This window comes from Kurthia sp. Dielmo (assembly GCF_000307285.2).
Lineage (GTDB): Bacteria > Bacillota > Bacilli > Bacillales_A > Planococcaceae > Kurthia > Kurthia populi.
The window spans coordinates 33,358-55,369 of record NZ_HE578956.1 but is presented as its reverse complement, the minus strand read 5'-3'; the positions used below and the strand labels follow the sequence as shown (position 1 = coordinate 55,369).

Annotated in this window: 14 protein-coding genes and 1 pseudogene; 5 read left to right on the top strand and 10 right to left on the bottom strand. The window is 40.2% G+C overall.

All coding sequences use genetic code 11. The features are described from left to right. The first annotated feature begins 418 nt into the window (after positions 1 to 418). On the top strand, positions 419 to 2,629 hold the full coding sequence (helD, locus tag KTHG_RS00730) for an RNA polymerase recycling motor HelD (protein WP_020188998.1): 2,211 nt from the start codon (positions 419 to 421) through the stop codon (positions 2,627 to 2,629). 46 nt (positions 2,630 to 2,675) lie between these two features. On the opposite strand, the gene KTHG_RS00725 is transcribed toward helD, so the two are convergent. Then, complete coding sequence (locus KTHG_RS00725) at positions 2,676 to 3,548, bottom strand: GNAT family N-acetyltransferase (RefSeq protein WP_020188997.1); 873 nt, start codon at positions 3,546 to 3,548, stop codon at positions 2,676 to 2,678. Positions 3,549 to 3,666: 118 nt separating this feature from the next. Between KTHG_RS00725 and KTHG_RS00720 the strand changes: the two genes are divergently transcribed. After that, entirely contained in the window at positions 3,667 to 4,731 is a 1,065-nt protein-coding gene (locus tag KTHG_RS00720) for an acyltransferase family protein (protein ID WP_020188996.1), read from the top strand. Positions 4,732 to 4,792: 61 nt separating this feature from the next. Here the strand turns inward: KTHG_RS00720 and KTHG_RS00715 are convergent, their stop codons facing one another. The 3 genes from KTHG_RS00715 to KTHG_RS00705 form a co-directional block, all read right to left on the bottom strand. Further along, entirely contained in the window at positions 4,793 to 6,598 is a 1,806-nt protein-coding gene (locus KTHG_RS00715; RefSeq protein ID WP_020188995.1) for an ABC transporter ATP-binding protein, read from the bottom strand. Next, positions 6,591 to 8,306 carry an ABC transporter ATP-binding protein gene (locus KTHG_RS00710; protein WP_020188994.1) on the bottom strand — a complete coding sequence of 572 codons (1,716 nt, stop codon included), beginning with the start codon at positions 8,304 to 8,306 and terminating at the stop codon, positions 6,591 to 6,593. Before KTHG_RS00710 ends, KTHG_RS00715 begins: the two co-directional genes overlap by 8 nt. Positions 8,307 to 8,396: 90 nt before the next feature. After that, positions 8,397 to 9,317 (bottom strand): DMT family transporter, encoded by a 921-nt coding sequence (locus KTHG_RS00705; RefSeq protein WP_020188993.1) that lies wholly within the window; start codon positions 9,315 to 9,317, stop codon positions 8,397 to 8,399. Between the two features lie 200 nt (positions 9,318 to 9,517). Between KTHG_RS00705 and KTHG_RS00700 the strand changes: the two genes are divergently transcribed. Then, the gene (locus KTHG_RS00700; RefSeq protein WP_020188992.1) at positions 9,518 to 11,521 is read left to right on the top strand and encodes a sensor domain-containing protein; all 2,004 of its coding nucleotides are present in this window, start codon (positions 9,518 to 9,520) and stop codon (positions 11,519 to 11,521) included. Positions 11,522 to 11,616: 95 nt separating this feature from the next. Next, a complete protein-coding gene (locus KTHG_RS00695; protein ID WP_020188991.1) occupies positions 11,617 to 12,966 on the top strand; it encodes a polysaccharide deacetylase family protein in 1,350 nt (449 codons plus the stop codon). Positions 12,967 to 13,117: 151 nt separating this feature from the next. Here KTHG_RS00695 and KTHG_RS00690 read toward each other — a convergent pair whose 3' ends face one another. After that, entirely contained in the window at positions 13,118 to 14,593 is a 1,476-nt protein-coding gene (locus KTHG_RS00690) for an aldehyde dehydrogenase family protein (protein ID WP_020188990.1), read from the bottom strand. 143 nt (positions 14,594 to 14,736) lie between these two features. Between KTHG_RS00690 and KTHG_RS00685 the strand changes: the two genes are divergently transcribed. Next, positions 14,737 to 15,537, top strand: coding sequence for a TIGR00266 family protein (locus tag KTHG_RS00685; RefSeq protein WP_020188989.1), 801 nt, complete (start codon positions 14,737 to 14,739; stop codon positions 15,535 to 15,537). A gap of 153 nt (positions 15,538 to 15,690) precedes the next feature. Here KTHG_RS00685 and KTHG_RS00680 read toward each other — a convergent pair whose 3' ends face one another. The 5 genes and pseudogenes from KTHG_RS00680 to KTHG_RS00660 all read right to left on the bottom strand — a co-directional run bounded on the left by KTHG_RS00680 (position 15,691) and on the right by KTHG_RS00660 (position 21,871). Beyond that, the gene (locus KTHG_RS00680) at positions 15,691 to 16,134 is read right to left on the bottom strand and encodes a hypothetical protein (protein ID WP_020188988.1); all 444 of its coding nucleotides are present in this window, start codon (positions 16,132 to 16,134) and stop codon (positions 15,691 to 15,693) included. Positions 16,135 to 16,146: 12 nt separating this feature from the next. Next, positions 16,147 to 17,103, bottom strand: a complete 957-nt coding sequence (locus tag KTHG_RS00675; RefSeq protein WP_020188987.1) for a 2-hydroxyacid dehydrogenase — start codon at positions 17,101 to 17,103, stop codon at positions 16,147 to 16,149. Between the two features lie 94 nt (positions 17,104 to 17,197). Next, the gene (locus tag KTHG_RS00670) at positions 17,198 to 18,238 is read right to left on the bottom strand and encodes a ribonucleotide-diphosphate reductase subunit beta (RefSeq protein WP_020188986.1); all 1,041 of its coding nucleotides are present in this window, start codon (positions 18,236 to 18,238) and stop codon (positions 17,198 to 17,200) included. A gap of 356 nt (positions 18,239 to 18,594) precedes the next feature. Continuing rightward, a pseudogene (locus tag KTHG_RS00665) lies at positions 18,595 to 20,705 on the bottom strand (ribonucleoside-diphosphate reductase subunit alpha); the annotation flags it as partial. A 647-nt stretch (positions 20,706 to 21,352) separates the two neighbouring features. Continuing rightward, positions 21,353 to 21,871, bottom strand: coding sequence for a PepSY domain-containing protein (locus KTHG_RS00660; protein ID WP_020188985.1), 519 nt, complete (start codon positions 21,869 to 21,871; stop codon positions 21,353 to 21,355). Positions 21,872 to 22,012 lie beyond the last annotated feature (141 nt).

Sequence of the window (22,012 nt, the reverse complement as noted above, 5' to 3'; positions counted from 1 at the left end):
CCTTTTCGGGTTCATTTTGAGCCTCTGCCGGAAAATAGCGCCATTTAAAAGATCAAGGTTTTTCTAGCATGGTCAATTAAAAAAACTACCCAAAAACATAGAAAATGGGGCGTTTTTAAGCCTCTACGGGTTGAAAACGGCCTGTTTCAATTCTTATGATTACTAATTATTTGCTTTTTCATATTAACTGAACCGATTTAATAGAGGCATTACGCATGGTTTTTATGGTAATACGAATGTTTTACCGGGCTATTGGCATACCTTGTCACATAATTAACAATAAGTCGTAGCCAAAAGACGCTTTCGCGTGTGATAAGCCATTTCTCTCGGTTCATATCGCCAAAGCTAGCGAAAACTTTTGTTGTCGAAAAAAATGGCGTATAGTAGAGGGTATGACTTTTTGATGGAGGGATTTTTCATGCAGCATCCAGAATTTGAACAGGAGCGCAGTCATTTAGCATACGTCAAACACTATATGGCAAATGTGCTCGAAGAATCGGCACGTGACGTTGAAACGGCTCAGGACAATATTCGTAAATCGATGGCTGACTTAGAATATTTAGATTCAAGCTCGAGCTATTTAAATATTTTAACGAATGCTCGCTTCTTTGATATGGCACGTAATCAAAAGGAAGGCTTAGAGGCTATTATGCAAAAGCCTTATTTTGCACGCATTCATTTTCAAAAGGAAGGCGAAGCAGCTGAAAAATTATACATCGGGAAAACATCGCTATTTGATAAAGAAACACAGGAGCCTGTCGTCGTCGATTGGCGCTCCCCTGTTGCGAATGTTTATTATGATGGGCGTTTAGGTGACGTAACCTATGACGTCAATGGCGAGGAAATGAACGGTCATTTATTTTCAAAGCGCCAATATAAAATTGAGCATGGCAAATTACTCGAAGTACGTGATATTGATTTAACGACGAATGATGAATTACTACAAGACGCATTAGCAGGAAAAGCCGACGTGCGTTTAACAGAAATTGTCTCGACGATTCAAGCAGAGCAAAATGAAATTATTCGAGCACATCTAAAACAGCCAATTATCGTACAAGGTGCTGCCGGATCTGGAAAGACGACAATTGCACTTCACCGTATTTCGTACTTTTTATATACGATGGGTGAACATTTCAATGCCTCACAGCTCATGATTTTAGCACCAAATAATTTATTCATCGACTATATCGCTGATGTTCTACCAGAGCTTGGTGTCGGAAAAATTCGTCAGTCTACCTTCGCAGATTATGTGCGTGATGCAACAGGTCTCAAGCTGAAGTTAGAGGATCCTAATCACTATTTAGAACAACTTGTGGCGCTTAATAAACGTAAAGTCGACCTGAATATTCCGCGTCTAAAGGGCTCGCTTGAATACCGCGATATGATGCAACAATATGTTGATGAACTGGCGAAGGAAATGGCGGTATTATTTGAAGATGTTTACATCGATAAATACCGTATTTTACGTGCTAGTCATTTGCAGGAGCTATTCCTTGAGGATTACGCGTATTTGCCAATTGAAGAACGTGTTAAAAAAATGAAATCGGTAATTCAAAGCCATGTACGCCAAAAGAAAAAACAAATTTTATATACTTTAAATAAGAAATACGATGACATCATCGGTAAGGCGCTCAATATTTTTGATGCCGAGCGCCGTAAAAAAGAAGTAACACGTTGGATTGATGAGCGCGACCGTCGCATTCCATCGATTGAAAAAGAAACCAAAACGACTGCTTCTAGCTATATGAAGCGCTTCTCAAAACATAATGTCAAAAAGCTATATCGCGCCTTTTTGACAGAGGATGCTGTACAGCAAATGGTTGCACCGCACTGGACTAAAGCGCAGCGTAAAAAATTCCAACTTGCGCACACAAAAGAAAAATGGACCAACGAAGACCTTGCGGCGCTGTTTTTCCTACATGCGAAAATCAAAGGCATTAAAGAGGAGCATAAAATTCGCGTTGTCTTTATTGATGAGGTGCAAGATTATAGCCTCTTCCAGCTGGCTGCATTAAAAGAAGGCTTAGACACCGATATGTTTACGATGGTTGGCGACCTTGCACAAGGAATCCATAGCTACCGTTCGCTGACGGACTGGGCGCCTGTACGTGATTTATTCCCGCGCGCAAGCTACAAGACCCTACAAAAAAGCTATCGTACGACGATTGAAATTATGGCTGTAGCGAATAAGATTTTATCAAAAATGGACGAAGATTTACCGCTTGTTGAGCCTGTTGTGCGACATGGTCTCGAGCCACAGTTCCACGCTCAAAAAGCCTTTGATGCTGCGCAAATCGGTGAATTATTTACCGATATCCAATCGCGTCATCAATCCGTTGCGCTTATTTGTAAAACGACTGATGAGGCACAGCGCTTTTCAGAGGAATTACAAGCTGCCGGTATTCACGCGCAGCTACTCGATGAGGGCGCCGTAATCGATCAGCAGGCGCTGCTTGTTGTACCAAGTCATTTATCAAAAGGGCTTGAGTTTGATGCCGTCATGATTGTATGCGATGACAAAGGCTTCCGTGATACACCGCTTGAGCGTAAATTATTATATGTCGCAACGACACGCGCGATGCATGAGCTTCACTTAATCGGAAAATCAATGACGGATTTTTTATTATAAAACAAAAAAGAGCAGCTATCCGCTATAGATAGCTGCTCTTTTATTGTTATTTTACAACGTAGTAATCCACTTGCCCTTTTATGTGAAAGCCTGCTTTTTTATATAAATTCAGTGCTTCGTCGTTATCTGTTTCAACATCTAATAATACTTCGGTTTGATTATTTTTCACAGCTTCATTTTGTGCCCATTTTAATAAATTCGTACCGATACCTGAGCGGCGATAGCCTGGCTCTACAGTGAAGGCTGTCACCCATAGCTCGTGGTCACGTACAGTTGTTGAAATCGTCCCAACTGCTACGCCGTCTTCAATATACATCGCAAGCTGCATATGATCATTTTTTTCTGTTTGCGCGACAAGCTGTTCCGTTTCTTCAGCTAGGTCACCAAAGCCTGCTTCCATCATATGCTGAAGTGCTAAATAATCCCCTTGCTCATATGGGCGGATATCGTCATCCTCTGGGAAGACAAGTGCCTGCTCGGCTGCTTCCGTGCTTAGTGTTGCCTCTGATGAATTGTATTCATAGCCCACACTTTTTAAGAATCCTTCCGCTGCTTCACTTGGATACGTTGTTGCCATTTCACCTGTTGATTCACGTTCAGATAGTCCGTGCTTAAAGCCTGCTACAAGCTCTGCTCCAATACCCATACGACGATATGCTGGGTCAACAACTGCTGCCCATTCATACGAATTTAAGCCGAATAAATCAAGCGCACTTAATGCGCCGATTAATAAATCTTTGTCATCATCGTAGACTAAGACAAAAAAGCCACGTTGCTCGGCTGCTTGCCAAAATGGTGCGTGCATTAACACGCTATAATCTACGTCGTCCTGTGCTGTTGCACGTGTTAATAATTCAGTTACTTCTTGTTTTGTTTGTTCATCTAACGGATAAGAGGCTTTCATTGCGAAAAGCTGCATAGTTAGAACCACCTTCTATTATGTTTTTGAAATTGTTTTGTAATCTTTTGTTATCAAAATAAATACTTTTCTAAAATACATCACGGGTATAAAATATATAAGGTTTGGAGGCAGATACATGACACAACGTTTAACTTGGGTCGATGCCATCAAAGGATTTTTAATGATTCTCGTGGTTATCGGCCATTACCCTGGTGAAATGGACCATCCCATTTTAACGTATATTTATTGGTTTCACATGCCCGCATTCTTTTTACTGAGCGGCTTGTTTTTCCGTCCCGTTTCAAAAAATCAAACAATTGGCAAGTCGATTAAAAAACGCATGTTGCAATTGATGATTCCTTACGTATTTTTCGTGTCACTTATTACGATTTTACGCTATATTTTAGCATTCGCAACCGGAAATGATTCGTTGGATTACTATCTCAATGATTTCTATTCTATCGTAATTGGTGGACGCTTTGCACGTGGTTGCTACGCTGTTATTTGGTTTATCACAACACTTGTAACGGTTTATGTGCTCTTTATGCTCATGACCCATTATTTAAAACGATGGCTGCAAATCACTGTACTGATTAGCTTCTACATACTCGCACAGCTAGAGAGCCACTATGTCATTGATATAGTAGGCGGCGCAGCAGATGCCGCTTCGCAAGCCATTTTTGTGCCGTGGAATCTAGATGTGGCCCTTATGGCGATTGTTTATTTTGCGATTGGTTACTATGCACGCGATTTACTAAAGCACATTCCACTCGCTCTTTATGTAATCAGTCTTGGCATCGTACTATGGGCAATGCGCGCTGTTTGGATTGGGGCGCTTGATTATCATGTTAGTATGAAATTTATTCACTACAATCATCCTGTGCTTGATATCGTTATTCCAATCGCCTGCATTATCGTACTACTTGGTACATTCCAGTTTATTACGAAATTTATTCGCCTGCGTGTACTAGAGGTCGTTGAGCGGCATTCACTCATTATTATGTATGCCCATATTTCATTTGATAAAATTTTTAATAACTTCTTCGATTATGGCATCGTTGGCTATACGCTCGTGAGCTTTATTCCGTCGATTCTTATATCATGGCTTTTCATGCGCTTTATACCATATGCGTCGTTCTTCACAGGGAATTTGCGCGCGGATCGACCAGCCTATTTTAAGAAACGATTGTTTATTGTGTAAGCTATCGTTTTATAACGAAAAGAAGGAATTGCAAAAGCGCAATTCCTTCTTTTTTTCTGAACTATTTCCCTTGCATGACCATATCGTAATAGCGCCCTTTGGATGCGAATAATTCCTCGCGTGGGCCACCTTCGAGTAGCTTGCCATGCTCTAAAACGAAAATGAAATCGGCATTTTTCACGGTATTTAAGCGGTGCGCAATGACAATGCTCGTACGCCCTTTCATGAGACGATCGAGTGCTTCTTGAATCGCCATTTCGGTCACCGTATCAATGCTACTCGTCGCCTCATCGAGAAGTAGAATTGCCGGGTCTGCCACGAGTGCTCGTGCAATCGACAATAATTGCTTTTGCCCCTGACTAATGTCGCCACCATCCTCGGTTAGTACATGATCATAGCCGCCCTCTAATTTTTCAATAAATTGATGTGCATTCGCCTGTTTTGCTGCCTGCTCAATTGCTGCATCACTTGCATCTAAGCGACCATAGCGAATATTATCTCGAATCGTTCCTTCAAATAAAAATGGATCCTGTAACACAAAGGCCATCTGTGCGCGCAAATCCGTTCTACTAATCGTCTCAATCGCGCGCCCATCGATTGTCAGCTCCCCGTCATCTACATCGTAAAATCGTGCAATCAGCTGCATAATCGTCGTTTTCCCAGCGCCTGTCGCACCTACTAGCGCAGCTGTTTTCCCCGCTGGAATATCAAAGCTAATGTTCGAAAGTGTTGGCTTCTCTGTTGCCACATCATAACGAAACGTCACATCATCAAATTTGATATGTCCTGCCAAGCGTTCTTTTAAAGGTTTTGCATGCGGCTCTTTTTCGACTTCTTCATCGAGAATCTCAAAAACACGCTCCGCCCCTGCAATCGCAGATAATACATTATTAAATTGGTTCGCTAAATCATTTAGTGGACGTGTAAACTGCCGCGCATATTCGGTAAAGATGACAATCGTACCGACGGATAAATGCCCGTTGACCGCTAAAATCCCACCAGCACCTGCAACAAGCGCAAAGCTCGCATTATTTAAAAAGTTCATGACTTTTGGAATCCCACCAGAATAGACATTCGCCCAATAGCCAACATGCCGTAGCTCATCCGCCTTCCCGGTGAAGTCCTCAATCATACGCTCCTCCTGTGAATAGGCTTTGACAATTAGTTGACCTGAAATTGACTCCTCGACCATACCATTTAAAGTACCAAGACGCTGCTGTTGGCCTTTAAAAAGTGGACCTGTACGACGTGTAATCCAGCGCGTCGCAATAAACATCACCGGAATAATAATCATTGTAATGAGCGTCAGTAGCGGACTCAACGTCAGCATCACAACAACCGTCCCCGTCAGCACTAGGACACTTGAAAACACTTGAATGAATGTACTATTTAAGGTCGAGCTGACATTGTCCATATCATTCGTCATGCGGCTCATTAATTCCCCGTGCTGCTTACGATCAAAAAAGGAAATCGGTAACTTTTGAAATTGATTAAAGAGCTCCGTACGCATGCGGTAGACGGTTTGCTGTGCAATGCCAATCATCCAATAATTTTGTAAGAACAACGTAATAGACAATACGATGTAGCTAATCGCAATAACCGCAATAATGGTCGCCATACCACTAAGCTCACGCGCAATAATATGCGCATCAATTAAGCGCCCAATTAAAAACGGGCCTAGTAATTGTAGCCCTGAGCTAAGGACTACCATTAATAACACAATGAGCAATAACGCGCGCTGTTCATCTACATAATGCCAAATACGTTTTAAAGTAGCGCCCATATTAGACGCTTTATCGCGCTGTTTTTTCTTTTTTTGAAGCATGTCCTTCGTCAAAATGGGCTCGTAGCCAAATGGTTTAAACATGCGCGCTCGCCTCCTGTTGTGATTCAATAATTGCCGCATACAAAGGAGATGTCTTCGAAAGCTCATCATGCGTACCCGATGCCACAATCTTTCCGTCATCCATTAAGAAAACGCGGTCTGTTGCTTGGGCTGTATGTACCTTTTGGGTTACGACAATCATCGTCGCCTGCTCCTTCTGAAGCGCAGCCCAGAGTTTTTCTTCCGTTTGGATATCAAGTGCACTCATACTATCGTCAAACAGTAAAATCGCAGGCTTTCGAATAAGCGCACGCGCAATCGCAATGCGCTGCTTTTGACCACCTGACAGATTGACACCTTTTTGACCAACACGTGTTTGATAACCGTCATCAAATGCCATAATCGCATCATGAATTTGGGCCTTCTTACACGCTTCCTCAACTTCCTCAGGCGTTGCATCCTTTTTGCCCCACACGATATTATCAAAAATCGTTCCAGTAAAAAGTAGCGAGCGCTGTGGTACGAAGCCAATCTTTTCACGTAATGCTGCTACTGGCCACTGTGCAATTGGAACGCCCTCAACCGTCACTTGCCCCGCCGTTGCATCATATAATCTAGGAATTAGCTGTAGCAATGTACTTTTCCCTGAACCTGTCGCCCCCATAATCGCAATTTGCTCGCGTGGACGCAATGTAAAATCGATATCTTTTAAAATCTCTTTTCCTTCTACATACGAAAAATTTACACGTTCAAAGGTTACCTCAGCATCATTTTCCTTTGTCGGATTAAGTGTTGTCGCAGTGGTTGCCTGTTCAATAGCAAGTACCTCCTCCATACGATCAGCCGACGCTTTTGCACGTGCAAATAATACGATAATAAATGAAAACATACTAAAGTTTCCGGTAATGCGTAGTGCATAGTTGATAACAGCCACTAGGTCCCCGACTGGCATCGAGCGAGCTTGGATCTGCTCCGCACCAAACCAAATAATAATAAGTAGCGCCGCATTCATCACAACGAGTAAAATCGGCTGTACAATCTCCATTAATTGAAGTGCACGCGACGTGTTATCACGTAACTTTTGCGCGATTTTGACAAAACGAGAAGATTCGTACAGGCCACGCATATACGCTTTAATCAAACGTGTTGCTTGTAAATTCTCTTGAATGACGCGATTGACGCGGTCAATCGTGCGCTGTACACGCTCAAAGCTCTGACCGCCCTTTTTGACCATATACCATAAAAATAATAATAAAAATGGTACGGGTGCCACGAGATAAAGCGCTAACTCCACATTTACGAAAAATACTAAAATCAAACTGCCAATAACAACAAGTGGCGCGCGAAGCATAAAGCGCATGCTCATAAAGAATACCTGCTGCACTTGCGTAACATCATTTGTTAGACGTGTAATCAATGCTGATGTTGGAAATTTCAAAAAATTAGGCATCGATAGTGACTGCACTTTTTTAAATAACGCAATACGCAAATCATAGGCAAAGCTCTGTGCGGCATGTGCTGAGAAAAAGGAATTCGTAATCCCCGCCGCAAACGCAAGTAAACCAAGCCCCATCATAATACTTCCCCACGTCACTACATAGGTCATATCACCTTTCATAATGCCTTCATCGACAATTTTACCAATGATAAGTGGTTGAATAAGCTCCACAGCTAGTTCAACAAGCATGAACGCGAGTGCGATGATTGCTGGCCATTTATACGGCCCCATATACGCTAAAATTTTTTTCATCGCAATCTTCCTTTCTATTTATTTCGATAATCGTATTTTCTCACAAAAAAACAGGCTCCGCCATCAAGTTGACCATAAGCCTGTAAATCATTACTTCTCTACCGCATTTTTCCGTGATTGTCGGTCTCCTTCTATTGATAACCATGTCACAAATAATAACATGACAACGACGCCTACAAATTGATAAAGCTCAAGCGTACGCCCAAGCCATACAATCGATACAGCTGTTGCGGTTAGCGGCTCCATACTTGATAACACGCTCGTTTCAACAGGTGTAATATACGTCATGCTTCCGAGAAATAGCACAAAAGCAATCGTACCAAAGAAAATAACGCCGAGCATCATTAGTAAAATTTGAGGCTGCATGAGCACTGCCCACTGCTCCCATTGCCAAAATCCTGAAATAATTCCAAGAACACTACCGCCGACAATCATCGACCACGCAACCACTTGCATAACGCCCCATTCATTCATGATTTTTACCGGGTACACCGTATAAAATGCGAAAGCGAAGCCAAGTGCCACACCCCAAATTAAAGCACTGTTACTTACGAGTAATTCATCTAACTGCCCATTTGTTAGTAGTAAAAACAAGCCAACAAGTGTCCCGATAATGCCTAAAACCTGATAAATGGGTGGTAGCATTTTATTAGCAAAAGACACATATAAAATAATAAAAATTGGCGCTAAAAATTGTAATAATGTTGCAAACACTGCATTACTACTATTAATGGTTGCTACAAATGTATATTGTACGCCTAACATACCAATTAAGCTAAATAATACCAATGACGTAGCCCAATATTTATTTTTCCAAATCGCTGTCACATTTTGACCACGCCACTTAATGAATGATAATAGCGCAATTCCAGCAAGTAATAGTCGGATTGTTAGCATGAAGGACGCATTTATTGACCCTTCATGTAAAATCCACTCCATCATTGGTCCTGTAGCGCCCCACAACATAGAGCCAATTAAGACCATCAAAATACCTTTTAGATGTTTATTCATACAATACTTTTTACCCCTTAATTTTTATTTTTATAGAAGACAATAATCCTATTTTAAATTTCAAATATCCTTCTCTTCTCACTCTTTTTCCCCTATCTTGTAAAGATTATTGCCAATTATCTATCCATTAGTAATGACTTACAACTCATTTTTCTTTATAATAGAACTTATTAAAGTACTTTCAAGGAGTCGTTGCGTACATGAATGAAGTCGAGAATATTTTTCAATATGCTAATCCGATACTAAATCACATTCACAGTCCTATGATGACATTGGACCATGAAGGAAATATTATTTCATGGAATACCTATTGTGAAAATGTATTTGGATACAGTACAGATGAGGTATTAGGTAAATTTCCACCAATTTTTAATGATGAACAAGACAAGGTGGAAGAGCAATTTACTACTATTTTACGCTCACACAAAGAACTTACGCTAAATAATTTCACATTATTAACAAAAGATTCAGAAATGCTGCAAATGTCTCTTTTTGCAAAAGCATTAACAATTAGAGACGAACGCATTATTATGGTTCGTTTCCTTAATGCTTTTTCATCAGAAGAAAGTGCTGTAGCAGAACTTAGCTGCCTTCGCTCAGGCTTAGAAGAATCATTTATGGTTCTCTCTCTTGACCATGAAGGTCTCATTAACTTTGCCAACCCACTTTACTTAAAATATAGTAAATGGACGCCAAAACGTATTTTAGGTAAAACATTGTGGCAAATGTTCCCTCAAACAGATGTGGGTACAGAACAAGTAAATGAAATTTGGAATGTCATTCATAGCGGCAAGATTTGGCAGGGTGAAGTAGAAAAAATGACGAAAGACGGCACATCTTATTGGGTTGAGCTAATTGCTATCCCTGTCACTACTTCTGGCAAAACACCTGATTATTATCTTGTGTTAGCAAAAGATATCACAGAGAAAAAATTACTACAACAGCGTTTAGAAAAAATTGCCTATGTAGACCAAGAAACCGGCTTAATGAATCGTTATCGCTTAGAGCAAATCGTCAATGAAATGATTGATCAAAAACAACATTTCACATTCGTTTACTTGAGCATCGATAAATTCTATTCATTAAAAGAGTTATACAATGAAGAAATGGAAAGCATCCTACTACAAGAATTTACAAATCGTATGAAAATGTACTTCCAAGATAGTGTAATGGCCCGTATCACAATCAATGATTTTGCTGTTTTAACACCGCTTGGCGAATGGTTCATCCAAGGCTTCCTAGCGTACTTAAAACAACATCCAATTTATATTGATGGCATGGCATTGCCGCTAACAATTTGTGGGGGTATTTCAAAATATCCAGAAGACCAACAAACATTTAACCACCTATTAAAAGCATCTCATGCAATTATTGATAAAATTCATACAGAGGGCGGTAGCACCATCGCTAGCCTTTCAAATGATGACCATAAAGCACTTAGCAAGCGTGCAATGATTGAAAAACGCTTAATGATTGCGCTCGATCAAAAAGATTTAAAAGTATTGTACCAACCACAATTAAACTTAGAATCAAATAAAATCGAAGCTGTTGAGGCCCTTGTACGCTGGGAAGATTCTGAACTTGGTATTATCCCGCCAGATGTTTTAATCCCGATTGCAGAGGAAACAGGTCTGATTAATGACATCGGTACATTTATGCTTGAAAAATCATGTGAGCAAGCCGTTGCATGGAAAAACAGCGGACACACGATTCGCGTCAGCATCAACTCATCTGTTCGTGAGTTCCGAGATAAAAATATGGTGAAATTAATTCGTGAAGTGCTAGAGCGCACAAACTGCCCTGCTTCTCTTTTACAAATTGAAATTACCGAAAAATTCGCATTAGAAGCTGAAGCAGAATCATCAATCATTACACAAATGAAACAACTACAAGCAGATGGCATTCGCTTTGTACTCGATGACTTTGGTACAGGTTATGCATCATTCCGTTATATGCAGCTTCTACCACTTGAAGAATTTAAAATTGACCAAACGTTCATTTCAACACTGACATATCAAAAGAAAACGCAAAAATTGATTCACGGTATGATTCAATTTGGCCATTCTTTAAATATGCGCGTTGTTGCAGAGGGCGTTGAAAATAAAGAGCAATTGGAATTACTTAGCGAATATGGATGTAATGCGGCCCAAGGATATCATATTGGCCGCCCATCTGAAGTCGCAACAATTGAACCATTATTTTAATAAAAAAAAACCACTTTTAGCTAATTTCGGCTAATTGTGGTTTTTTATTTTTGATAGTGTACAATTAAGGTACAAAAGCTACAGGGGGGTTCAGTGTGCAATGGTTTCCAAAGACTAAATTAGGGAAAGTTAATTTAGCTCTACTTATCGTACTTATTGTTTTAGTAGGTTGTTTCTTTGTCCTATTAAATAGTAATCAAACAGGGCAAAATCTCGCTGGTGCTGTACAAAAAATTAGCGAAGAGCCCACAAAACCAAAAAAACAAGAAGTTAACAAGGTCGTCGTTACATCTCTTAAATCCCCAGTTAAAGGCATTTTATACAATAAGGAAGTTTCTCGTGCGGAGAACTATACACTAATGTATCCTTTAACAGGGGTTGAAAAAGTAGACGATGCAATTCAGAAAAAGATTTACAAAAAACGTGATGCATTCACAAAATCAGACGCTAAGAAATTAGTCTTATCAGTTAATACGACAACGTCTAATAAAAAGGTAAGCTTTATCATAAAACAAAAAGAGCTTCAAAAAGACCGTACTGTTATCACAACAGCGCAAACCTTTACATATAATCGCCATACGAAAAAATTGGTGTCGATTCAAGATATCATTAGCACAGATGTCCGTCTCAACCGTATGTCAAAGGAAGTGCGTATCAAGTTACAGCAGAAAAATAAAAACTTAGCGATTTCAGCAAAAAAAATCGATAAATTAACCGAGCCAAGCTGGTCAAAATTCAACGATTTCTCATTAGATGGCAACAATTTAAAAATTTATTATCAACCACATACTTTCACAGACAAATTAACATCTGTGACGATTCCATTAGATCGTCTAAATCAAAAATACGATGTACCGGTCTTTTCATTAAATACACATGGTAAAAAATATGTGGCACTTACATTTGATGATGGTCCGAATAAAAATGTGACACCGCGTATTTTAAAGACACTTAAAAAACATCGTGCAAAAGCGACGTTTTATATGCTTGGAAAATCTGTAAGTGAAGCTCCTGATACTGCGAAGGCAGTTGTAGCGGGTGGTCATGAAATTGGCAATCATTCCTATGGACATGAAAACTTATCGAAAATGACGGCCGCAAATGCACTTAAAAATATTGAGCATTCGAATACATTAATTAAAAAAGCAACTGGCATTGAGCCGTTAACGATTCGTCCGCCGTATGGTGCACGTAATCATGGGCTTGAGCAGCAATTATCACAGCCAACTGTTTTATGGGGCGTTGATACACTCGACTGGAAAACGCGTAATGCCGCTTCTACCCTACAAGCAGTTAAACAGCATCTATATCCTGGTGCCATCATCTTGATGCATGACATCCACCCAACAACTGCTGATGCATTAGATAGTATCTTGACGTACTTGGAAAGCAAGGGCTATACATGTGTGACCATCTCTCAGCTAGAAGGTAAGGCACAGCCTTAAATAATAAAAAAGCGGCTTTGACATACGTGTAAAGTCGCTCCTATAAGCATAAGAAAAACCGGAACCGCGCTGTGACGCGGTTCCGGTTTTTCGTTGCGAAGTCTTAAAAAAGGAAAATGATATGTTTTGTCCCAAGCCTCTTTTTTTCTAACTAGCAATCAATTTGAGCGCGCTGTAATCGTCCACTAAAATCGATATAAACACTTTTCAGCTCTGTATATAACTCAAGCGCACTCGCCCCTGAATCACGATGACCATTCCCTGTCCCCTTCGTGCCGCCAAACGGTAAATGGACTTCTGCTCCCGTCGTACCGGCATTCACATAGACGATTCCTGTATCTAAATCACGCTGTGCACGAAATACCGTATTGACATCCTGTGTATAAATCGAGCTCGACAAGCCGTATGTCACACTGTTGTTAACGGCGACCGCCTCTTCTAAATTCGCTACTTGAATTAAGCCGATGACTGGTCCAAAAATTTCTTCCTGTGCTAGACGAGAATCCGGGCGTACTTGATTAAATAATGTTGGTGCATAGTAGCAGCCCAAATCAAAATCATCACCCTCTAAAATATGACCTCCTGTTAATAATTTTGCACCATCTAGCTGCGCAAGCTCAACATAGCTATGAATTTTATAGAGGGCTTCCATATTAATAACCGGTCCCACTTTATTCGCCTCATCTAGCCCATTGCCAATTGTTAATTTCTCGATTTCTGTAATGAGCTTTTGCTCTAGCTGCTCGGCAACCGCTTCATGCACAATGACACGGCTACATGCCGTACAGCGCTGACCAGCCGTACCAAATGCACTCCACACAATGCCTTCTACTGCTAAATCAAGATCCGCATCATCCATGACAATAACTGCATTTTTGCCGCCTAATTCAAGTGACACTTTTTTCAAATGATAGCCACCAAGCTCTGCCACTTTACGTCCCGTCGATGTAGAGCCCGTAAAGGAAATGACATTAATATGAGGATTTTGTACAAGCTCTGTTCCAATGTCTCCGCCTGAGCCAAAGACAATATTCACAACACCTTTTGGTAAGCCAACCTCATCAAAGATTTTCGCCATCTCATAGGCAATCATCGGTGTTTCAGAGGCCGGCTTCCAAATGACCGCATTACCACTAACAATCGCAGGGAATGCCTTTAATAAGGGCACGCCAATCGGGAAATTCCATGGTGTAATTAATCCTACGACGCCAACTGGTGTGCGCACGCTCATCGCAAATTTATCTGTCAGTTCAGATGGTGTCGTCTCACCAAGTAAACGGCGTCCTTCCCCTGCCATATAAAAGGCCATATCAATGCCTTCTTGAATTTCACCACGTGCCTCTTCAATGACCTTTCCCATCTCCTCGGTCAAAATACGTGCGAGCTGCTCCTTTTTTTCCTTTAATTTATAACCAATATCGAGTAAATAATCTGCCCGTTTTGGCGCTGGTACTTGTCCCCACACTTTTTGAGCCTGCTCTGCTGTGCGTATGGCAAAGTCTAGTGTATGTAGCGTGGCCATCGGTACTTCTGCAATTGTGTCACTTGTTGCAGGATTTAGAACGTCTAAATATTTTTCCTCTTCATTGATGTAAAATGCCCCATCAATATAATGCGCTAATTTCATACACAATCCTCCCAAATGTCTTTTTTTAAAATTAACAGAAAATACAGTTTTTTTGAAGTATCTAACGATGGATTTTTTATATTTGAAACTTTTCCGGTCACAATGCGTATATAAATGAAATAGCATTTACGGGAGGAACACATATGAAGAATGATGAAATCGATTTTAAAATCCACGGCGATGATATGCAATTTGTTGAAATTGAGCTAGATCCAGGTGAAACGGCTATTGCCGAAGCAGGTGCAATGATGATGATGGAAGATGGCATCCAAATGGAAACGATTTTTGGGGATGGCTCACAAACAAGTGGTGCTGGTGGCTTTATGGGCAAATTAATGGGCGCTGGTAAACGACTAATTACTGGTGAAAGCCTATTTATTACTACATTCACAAACCAAGGTCATGGTAAGCAACATGTCTCATTCGCAGCGCCTTATCCTGGTCGTATTATTCCAATGGATTTAAGCCAATATAATGGTAAAATCATTTGTCAAAAGGATGCCTTTCTCGCGGCAGCACGTGGCGTGTCGGTTGGTGTTGAGTTCCAGCGTAAATTAGGTGCGGGCTTCTTCGGTGGCGAGGGCTTTATTATGCAAAAGCTAGAAGGTGATGGCCTAGCATTCGTTCATGCGGGCGGTACTATTATCCGTAAAGACCTGCGCCCAGGTGAGCGTCTACGTATTGATACCGGTTGCTTAGTCGCGATGACGGACCGCGTAAATTACGATATCGAGCGTGCAGGCGGTGTCAAAACATCGTTATTTGGTGGCGAAGGTTTATTCCTTGCGACGTTACAAGGACCCGGCTCTGTCTGGATTCAATCAATGCCATTTAGCCGTTTAGCAAGTCGTGTATTCGCCTCTGCACCTGTATCACAAGGCGGTGGCGGTCAATCAAGTGGTGAAGGCGGCATCGGCGGTCTATTTGATTTATTTAATAAATAACTACAACAAAAAGAAGTGACTGGAACAAAACACGTCATTTTTCCTTTTTAGTGTTCGCAACGAAAAACCGGAAACGCGCCTAGTGCGATTCCGGTTTTTCTTATGCTCATAGGAGCGATTGTTTTTATACATAAGCCACTTCTTTTTTATGGCCTAATCCCACGTATTAAAAATAATTTCGCCTAGATTACGCGGTTTCCAGTGCTCAATTGCCACCAATTCTTCCCCGTCTAATGCTTGTAGCTCTTTACCTGTGGGGTATGTCAACAGCGTATCCTCATCTAGCAATGTGTAATGCTTACTAAGTGCTGTTAGTTGTTCTGGAATATCACAAAAATCAAGTGGGTCATCATCTTTTGCAAAGCTCACTAATGGATAGTAGCTATTTAAAAGCACAATCACACGCTCATCATTAATATCAAATAACGCTTTATGATATGTAAATGGATAATCACATTCGACGATATTCACAAGTGTCACTTCTGGATGTAGCGCTGCATCATAGCATGCCGTACGGAATTCTTTGTAGTCGTTCTCTTCAATTGTCGTTACATCACATTCCTTACAAAAACCTGTAATCCCTTTTGCTAAAACCATGCTTCTTCCTCCTTATACAACTCTAAATGGTATTGAATGCTTATTAAAATACGCTAGAAGTGATTCGACATTGCGACTAACCATACCTAAACGCGTCTCGACTGTTGCACTTCCCAAATGCGGTAATGCCGTAAAGTTCGCTAATGTCAGCAACGGATGTTTCGTTGGGACTGGCTCCTCTACAAAAACATCGGACGCCGCCGCTAAAATATCCCCTTTAATAAGAGCCTCATATAAATCATCTTCATTGACGATGCCGCCACGCGCTACATTAATGAGCATTGCGGATTTTTTCATTAATGCAAGCTCTTCTCTAGTAATTAGATTACGTGTTGCCGGTGTGAGAGGTGTTAGTACAATAATGAAATCTGCCTCGCGCAATAAATCTTCCTTTGAGCGATACTGTGCACCGTAAGCATTGGGCTTCTCATGGCGATTATGATAAATAACATTCATATCAAAGCCTGTGGCACGCTTTGCGACAAGCTCACCAATCGTCCCCATACCAATAATGCCTAATGTTTTATGATGAATATCCATGCCCGTCATACCAAGCACCTGCCAGCCCTTCCATTGTCCCTGATACAAAGCGCGCGCTCCTTCAAGTGTACGGCGTGCGGCCATCATCATAAGCAGAAAGGCCAAATCAGCCGTTGTATCTGCTAAAACATCCGGTGTATTGGTTACGATAATTCCTGCTTCTGTCGCAGCCTCGGTATCAATATTGTTATAACCTACTGCGAGGTTCGCAATCATTTTCAGCTTTGGTGCACGCTTGATAACATCCGCCGTTACTTGATTTGAAACGACTGTCCACAAAATATCTGCTTCCTGCGCTGCTGCTTCAAACTCATCCTGTGGCATATCAAACTCTGGATCCTGCCACATCTTCACATCCACATAGGATTTAATTGGCTCAAGCAATTCCTGCGGCAAGTGAAATGTCACCCATAATAACGGCTTTTGCATCCTATCAGCTCCTTGCATGTTTACCAAATTATACCACAATTTATACAAAAAAACACCAGATGAGGCAGGCCCTCAGCTGGTGCTTTACACTATATTATAATTCGTCAAAACCGTTATCTTGAACGTTTACTTTTGTATATTGGCGTGATTTTTGCTCGAAGAAATCTGTTTTACCAAGATCTACATCCTCATAAGCTTTAATCCATTTTAGTGGGTTTTTACGGTAGCCTTCAAATGGACGTTCATAGCCTAATTGGCTGCAGCGTACATTTGCGTAGAAGTAAATATAATCTTCTACATCTTCAATGTCTAAGCCATCGATTTTTTCACCGATTACGTCGTTTGCCCATTCAATTTCAAGTGCAGCAGCATCGCGGAATACATTTTGAACGTATTCAGCGCGCTCTGGCGTATCGTATTGTGGGTATTCTTCTAATAATTCTTTGTAGATTTTTACGAATAAATCGACATGTAGTTGTTCATCGCGGTTGATGTAGTTAATCATTGTGCTTGTTGCGACCATTTTTTGGTTACGCGCTAAGTGGTAGAAGAATGAGAAACCTGAGTAGAAGAATAAACCTTCTAAAATAACATCATGGACGATTGAGTCTAACATGTTTTCAACCGTTGGATCTGCGGCGAATTTTTCATAACCTTTAATAACAAATTCATTACGTTTCTCAAGTACAGGCTCTGTGCGCCAGTAATCGAAAATACGATCCTGCTCATCTTTTGATACAAGGCTTGAAAGAATATATGAATACGAGTGGTTGTGGATAACTTCTTGTTGCGCAAGGATAATCATTAACGCATTGAGACTTGAGTCTGTTAAGAAGTCCGCCACGCGACCAGCGTAGTCTGTTTGGATACTATCTAAAAGAGCTAATAAGCCAATTACTTTTTTGAATGTTTCTTTCTCATCATCTGATAAGCCAGGGAAATGCTTTACGTCAGATGACATATTAATTTCAAATGGTGTCCAGAAGTTACCAAGCATTTTTTTGTATTTAGGATAAGCCCAGCTGAAACGCACGTCGTCCCAGTTTAAAACATTTGATGAACGGCCGTTTACAATCGCAGTTGAGCGGTTAGGTGCTTCTTTATCCATTAATTTACGTGGTTCGATTTTTGTCATGCCAATGTCTCTCCTCTTCAAACTAAAATCTCATACAATTTCACTGCACGCAGCAAATAGCTTGTATGAGATTCGCGTTTATTTCATTACGTTTATAATACCACATTTTTATCAACATTAACACGTAAGGTGTGAAAATTATATTACTTTTAGGTTACAAAAAAGCAAAAAAAGGCACATGAATAGTTTCATGTACCCAAAACAAAGGATACTTTTCATAAGCATCCTTTGTTGGTTTTATAATGAAATTAGCTTGCGCAAGATTCACATTCTAATAATTCAACGGATGTTGAACGCACATAGTAAGTTGTTTTAATGCCTGAAGCCCAAGCATTGATGTGAAGCTCAAGTAAGTCTTTTGCTTTCACGGTGTTTTGCACGTAAAGGTTTAATGAAATCCCTTGGTCAATATGACGTGCACGTGCAGCGTTTTGTTTGATTGTCCAGTTTTGATCGATGAAATAAGCTGATTTATAATACCAAGTTGTTTTTCGTTTAAATCTGGAACAGTCACTGGAATCTTGTAATCTTTTTTCTCTTCAGAGTAAGATTTTTGGAAGATTGGATCGATACTTGCAGTTGAACCTGCAATGATTGATGTTGATGAGTTTGGTGCTACAGCCATTAAGTAACCGTTACGCATACCTTGTTTCGCAACTGTTTCTTTTAGTGCATCCCATTTAGCATCATTTGTGTAACCATGTTTTGTGAAGTATTCACCTGATTGCCAGTCTGAACCTTCATAGTATGGATAGCTACCTTTTTCTACTGCAAGTTCAGAAGACGCTTGGATTGTTAAGTACGCAATTTTTTCGTATAACTTGTCTGCATATTCAACTGCTTCATCTGTTTCCCAAGCAATGCCTTCTTGTGCGATTAGGTGATGCCAACCGAATGTGCCAAGACCGATACCACGGTAGCGAGAGTTTGTAAGCTCTGCTTGTGCTACTGGAATTGTATTTAATTCGATAACATTATCAAGCATACGCACTTGGATTGGAATTAAACGCTCTAAAACATTTGCAGGAACTGCGCGACCTAGGTTGATTGATGATAAGTTACATACAACGAAATCGCCTGCTTTACGACGTGTTACGATGATGCCATCTTCAAGTGTTGTTGATTCATATGTTGTTGCACTCATATTTTGCATAATTTCTGTGCAAAGGTTTGATGAGTAAATCATCCCTTGGTGATTGTTTGCATTTTGACGGTTTACTTCATCACGATAGAACATGAATGGTACGCCTGTTTCAAGTTGAGAACGCATAATACGTTTCATAATATCAATCGCATTTACTGTTGTACGATCTAAATCAGGGTTCGCTACACATTGCATGTATTTATCACGGAATGAACCTTCGCCACGTTTTTCATCGTAGTAATCTTCTAAATCAAAGCCCATTACTGTACGAACTTCGTGTGGATCGAATAAATACCACTCGCCACGTTCTTCTACTGTTTCCATGAAAATATCTGGTAAGCAAACACCTGTGAAAATATCGTGCGCACGCATACGTTCGTCACCATTGTTTAATTTTAAATCTAGGAATGGCATGATATCTTTGTGCCATACATCAAGATAAACTGCAATTGCACCTTGGCGTTGACCTAATTGGTCTACCGATACGGCTGTGTTGTTTAATTGTTTAATCCAAGGAATAACGCCTGATGAAGCGCCTTTGAATCCACGAATTGATGATCCACGGCTACGTACTTTACCCATGTAAACACCGATACCGCCACCAAATTTAGAAAGTGTCGCAACATCTGTGTTTGAATCGTAAATGCCTTGTAGGCTGTCATCTACTGTGTCGATGAAGCAAGAAGATAATTGACCATGTGTTTTACCAGCATTTGATAATGTTGGTGTTGCAGTTGTCATATATAGGTTTGACATTGCCCAGTAGGCTTCGTTAATCTTCGTTAAACGGTCTTCTGTTTCATCTTGCATTAAAGTCATCGCGATAATCATAAAACGCTCTTGAGGAAGCTCTAAAGGCGTTTTATCGAAGTCGCATGTTACGTAACGATCAAGTAATGTTTTTAGGCCAATATATGTGAAAATTTCATCGCGATGGCGGTCGATCATTGCCGCTAATTGCTCGCGTTCTTGTGCTGTATATTTTTCAACTAAAAATGTTTCGTACAAACCTTTTTCAACTAACTTCTCGATATGTTCTGGGAATTTAGTGTATACTTCTTCAGGATTTGCCACGCCACGTTTTTCAGCAGCTTCTTTATAAGTTTCCATAATAAGGAGACGTGCTGCAATGAATGTCCAGTAAGGCTCTTGTTCGTCTAAAAAGCCTAAAGCATCTAAGCTAAGCGCTTTTGTCCATTCTGCATCATCTGCATCTGGGTGTCTTGTTTCAAAACGCTCATGTTTACGTAGTAAGGGACTTAACTCCTCACGACCGTATTTTTCTTCTAACTGTGCTAAGATTGATTGTCTGTCATATGTCATCATCTGAACCATTCTCAACGTCTGCTACGCATTAACAGCCATAAATTTCTATTGCCTGTGTCGTAGCAGACTTCACCTCCTTCTTTATAATCCAAAATAAAAAAACGAGCAAAATTACAGCAAAATAATGTCTATCATTATTTCCTATACTCTTCGTTTTTAGATTTTCATATTCTTTTCAACACAATATCTTGTATCAAGCTATTCTAGGAATGATATTTCTATAAGCATTCCATATTTGCTTTAGTATTCTATCTCTTTAAAAAACCCTAATATATTCGGCCGATTTGGGAAATAATCAGGATATGTCTATTTTCGAGCTAACACAATATGTTGTGTCTCCTTGAGAAGTACATACAAATATATTGTGGTTTTTTCATAGTATTTAATCTATCATATTTTTCACCGTTTCAACAAGGTATAAAACCTAATTATTTAAAAAGCACACTAAAGCCCTATAGTTTCTCCAAACATTTTAGAAAAATTATTCTTTTGAAGTATTTACACCTGAATTCGTGGTGTTTTTTTGATGACAGAAAAAACCGAACAGCTGCTCGCTGTTCGGTTAAATTCAATTAATATCGGAATATACCGTTTTGGAATATATGATTTTACGCGCTATTATACAAATTTACGTTGTCTGACAATTACTCTTCTGTGTCACGCTCGTATTCGACAATTTTACCAGTTACCGCATTGATTTCAATTTCATGCTCATAGTTATCTTTCACTATTTCTACTTCATAATTTGCCTGACCATCATCATGATCTAATTCAAGTTTCACGATTTCGCCATTTGGTACTTTTAAAAGCGCAATTTCTTTTGCTTCTGCTTCTGTCACCGTTACGTCACCTTGGGGCTCATAATCTTTTTCTACCTTTACAACGTCGCCACTACGTTGCTGAACTTCTACTTCATAAACATAATCGCCATCACGAATATCAAATTCAAAGCCATCATCATCCTGCTCACTTTTAATCATCTGGCCCTTCACTTCCTGTAAAGCGATCTTTTGCGCCTCTGCTAATGTAACTGTGTCGTTAGAAATTGCGACCGCTGACTCTGTATTTGCTGCAGGCTGCTCTGCATTTGTCGCCGCGTAGCCAATAATACCTGATATTCCGAGTGTCCCAATTAATGCTGTTGTAAATAATGCTTTTTTCATATTTATCCGCTCCTTTGTTTTCTATAGCTTTACTATACAAATTCACTATGAGAGCACTTGGTGAACGACATTAACGTTTCATGAGAAAATGACATACATTGCACAAAAAAAGCCGCACCTTATCGGTACAGCTTTCTTTGC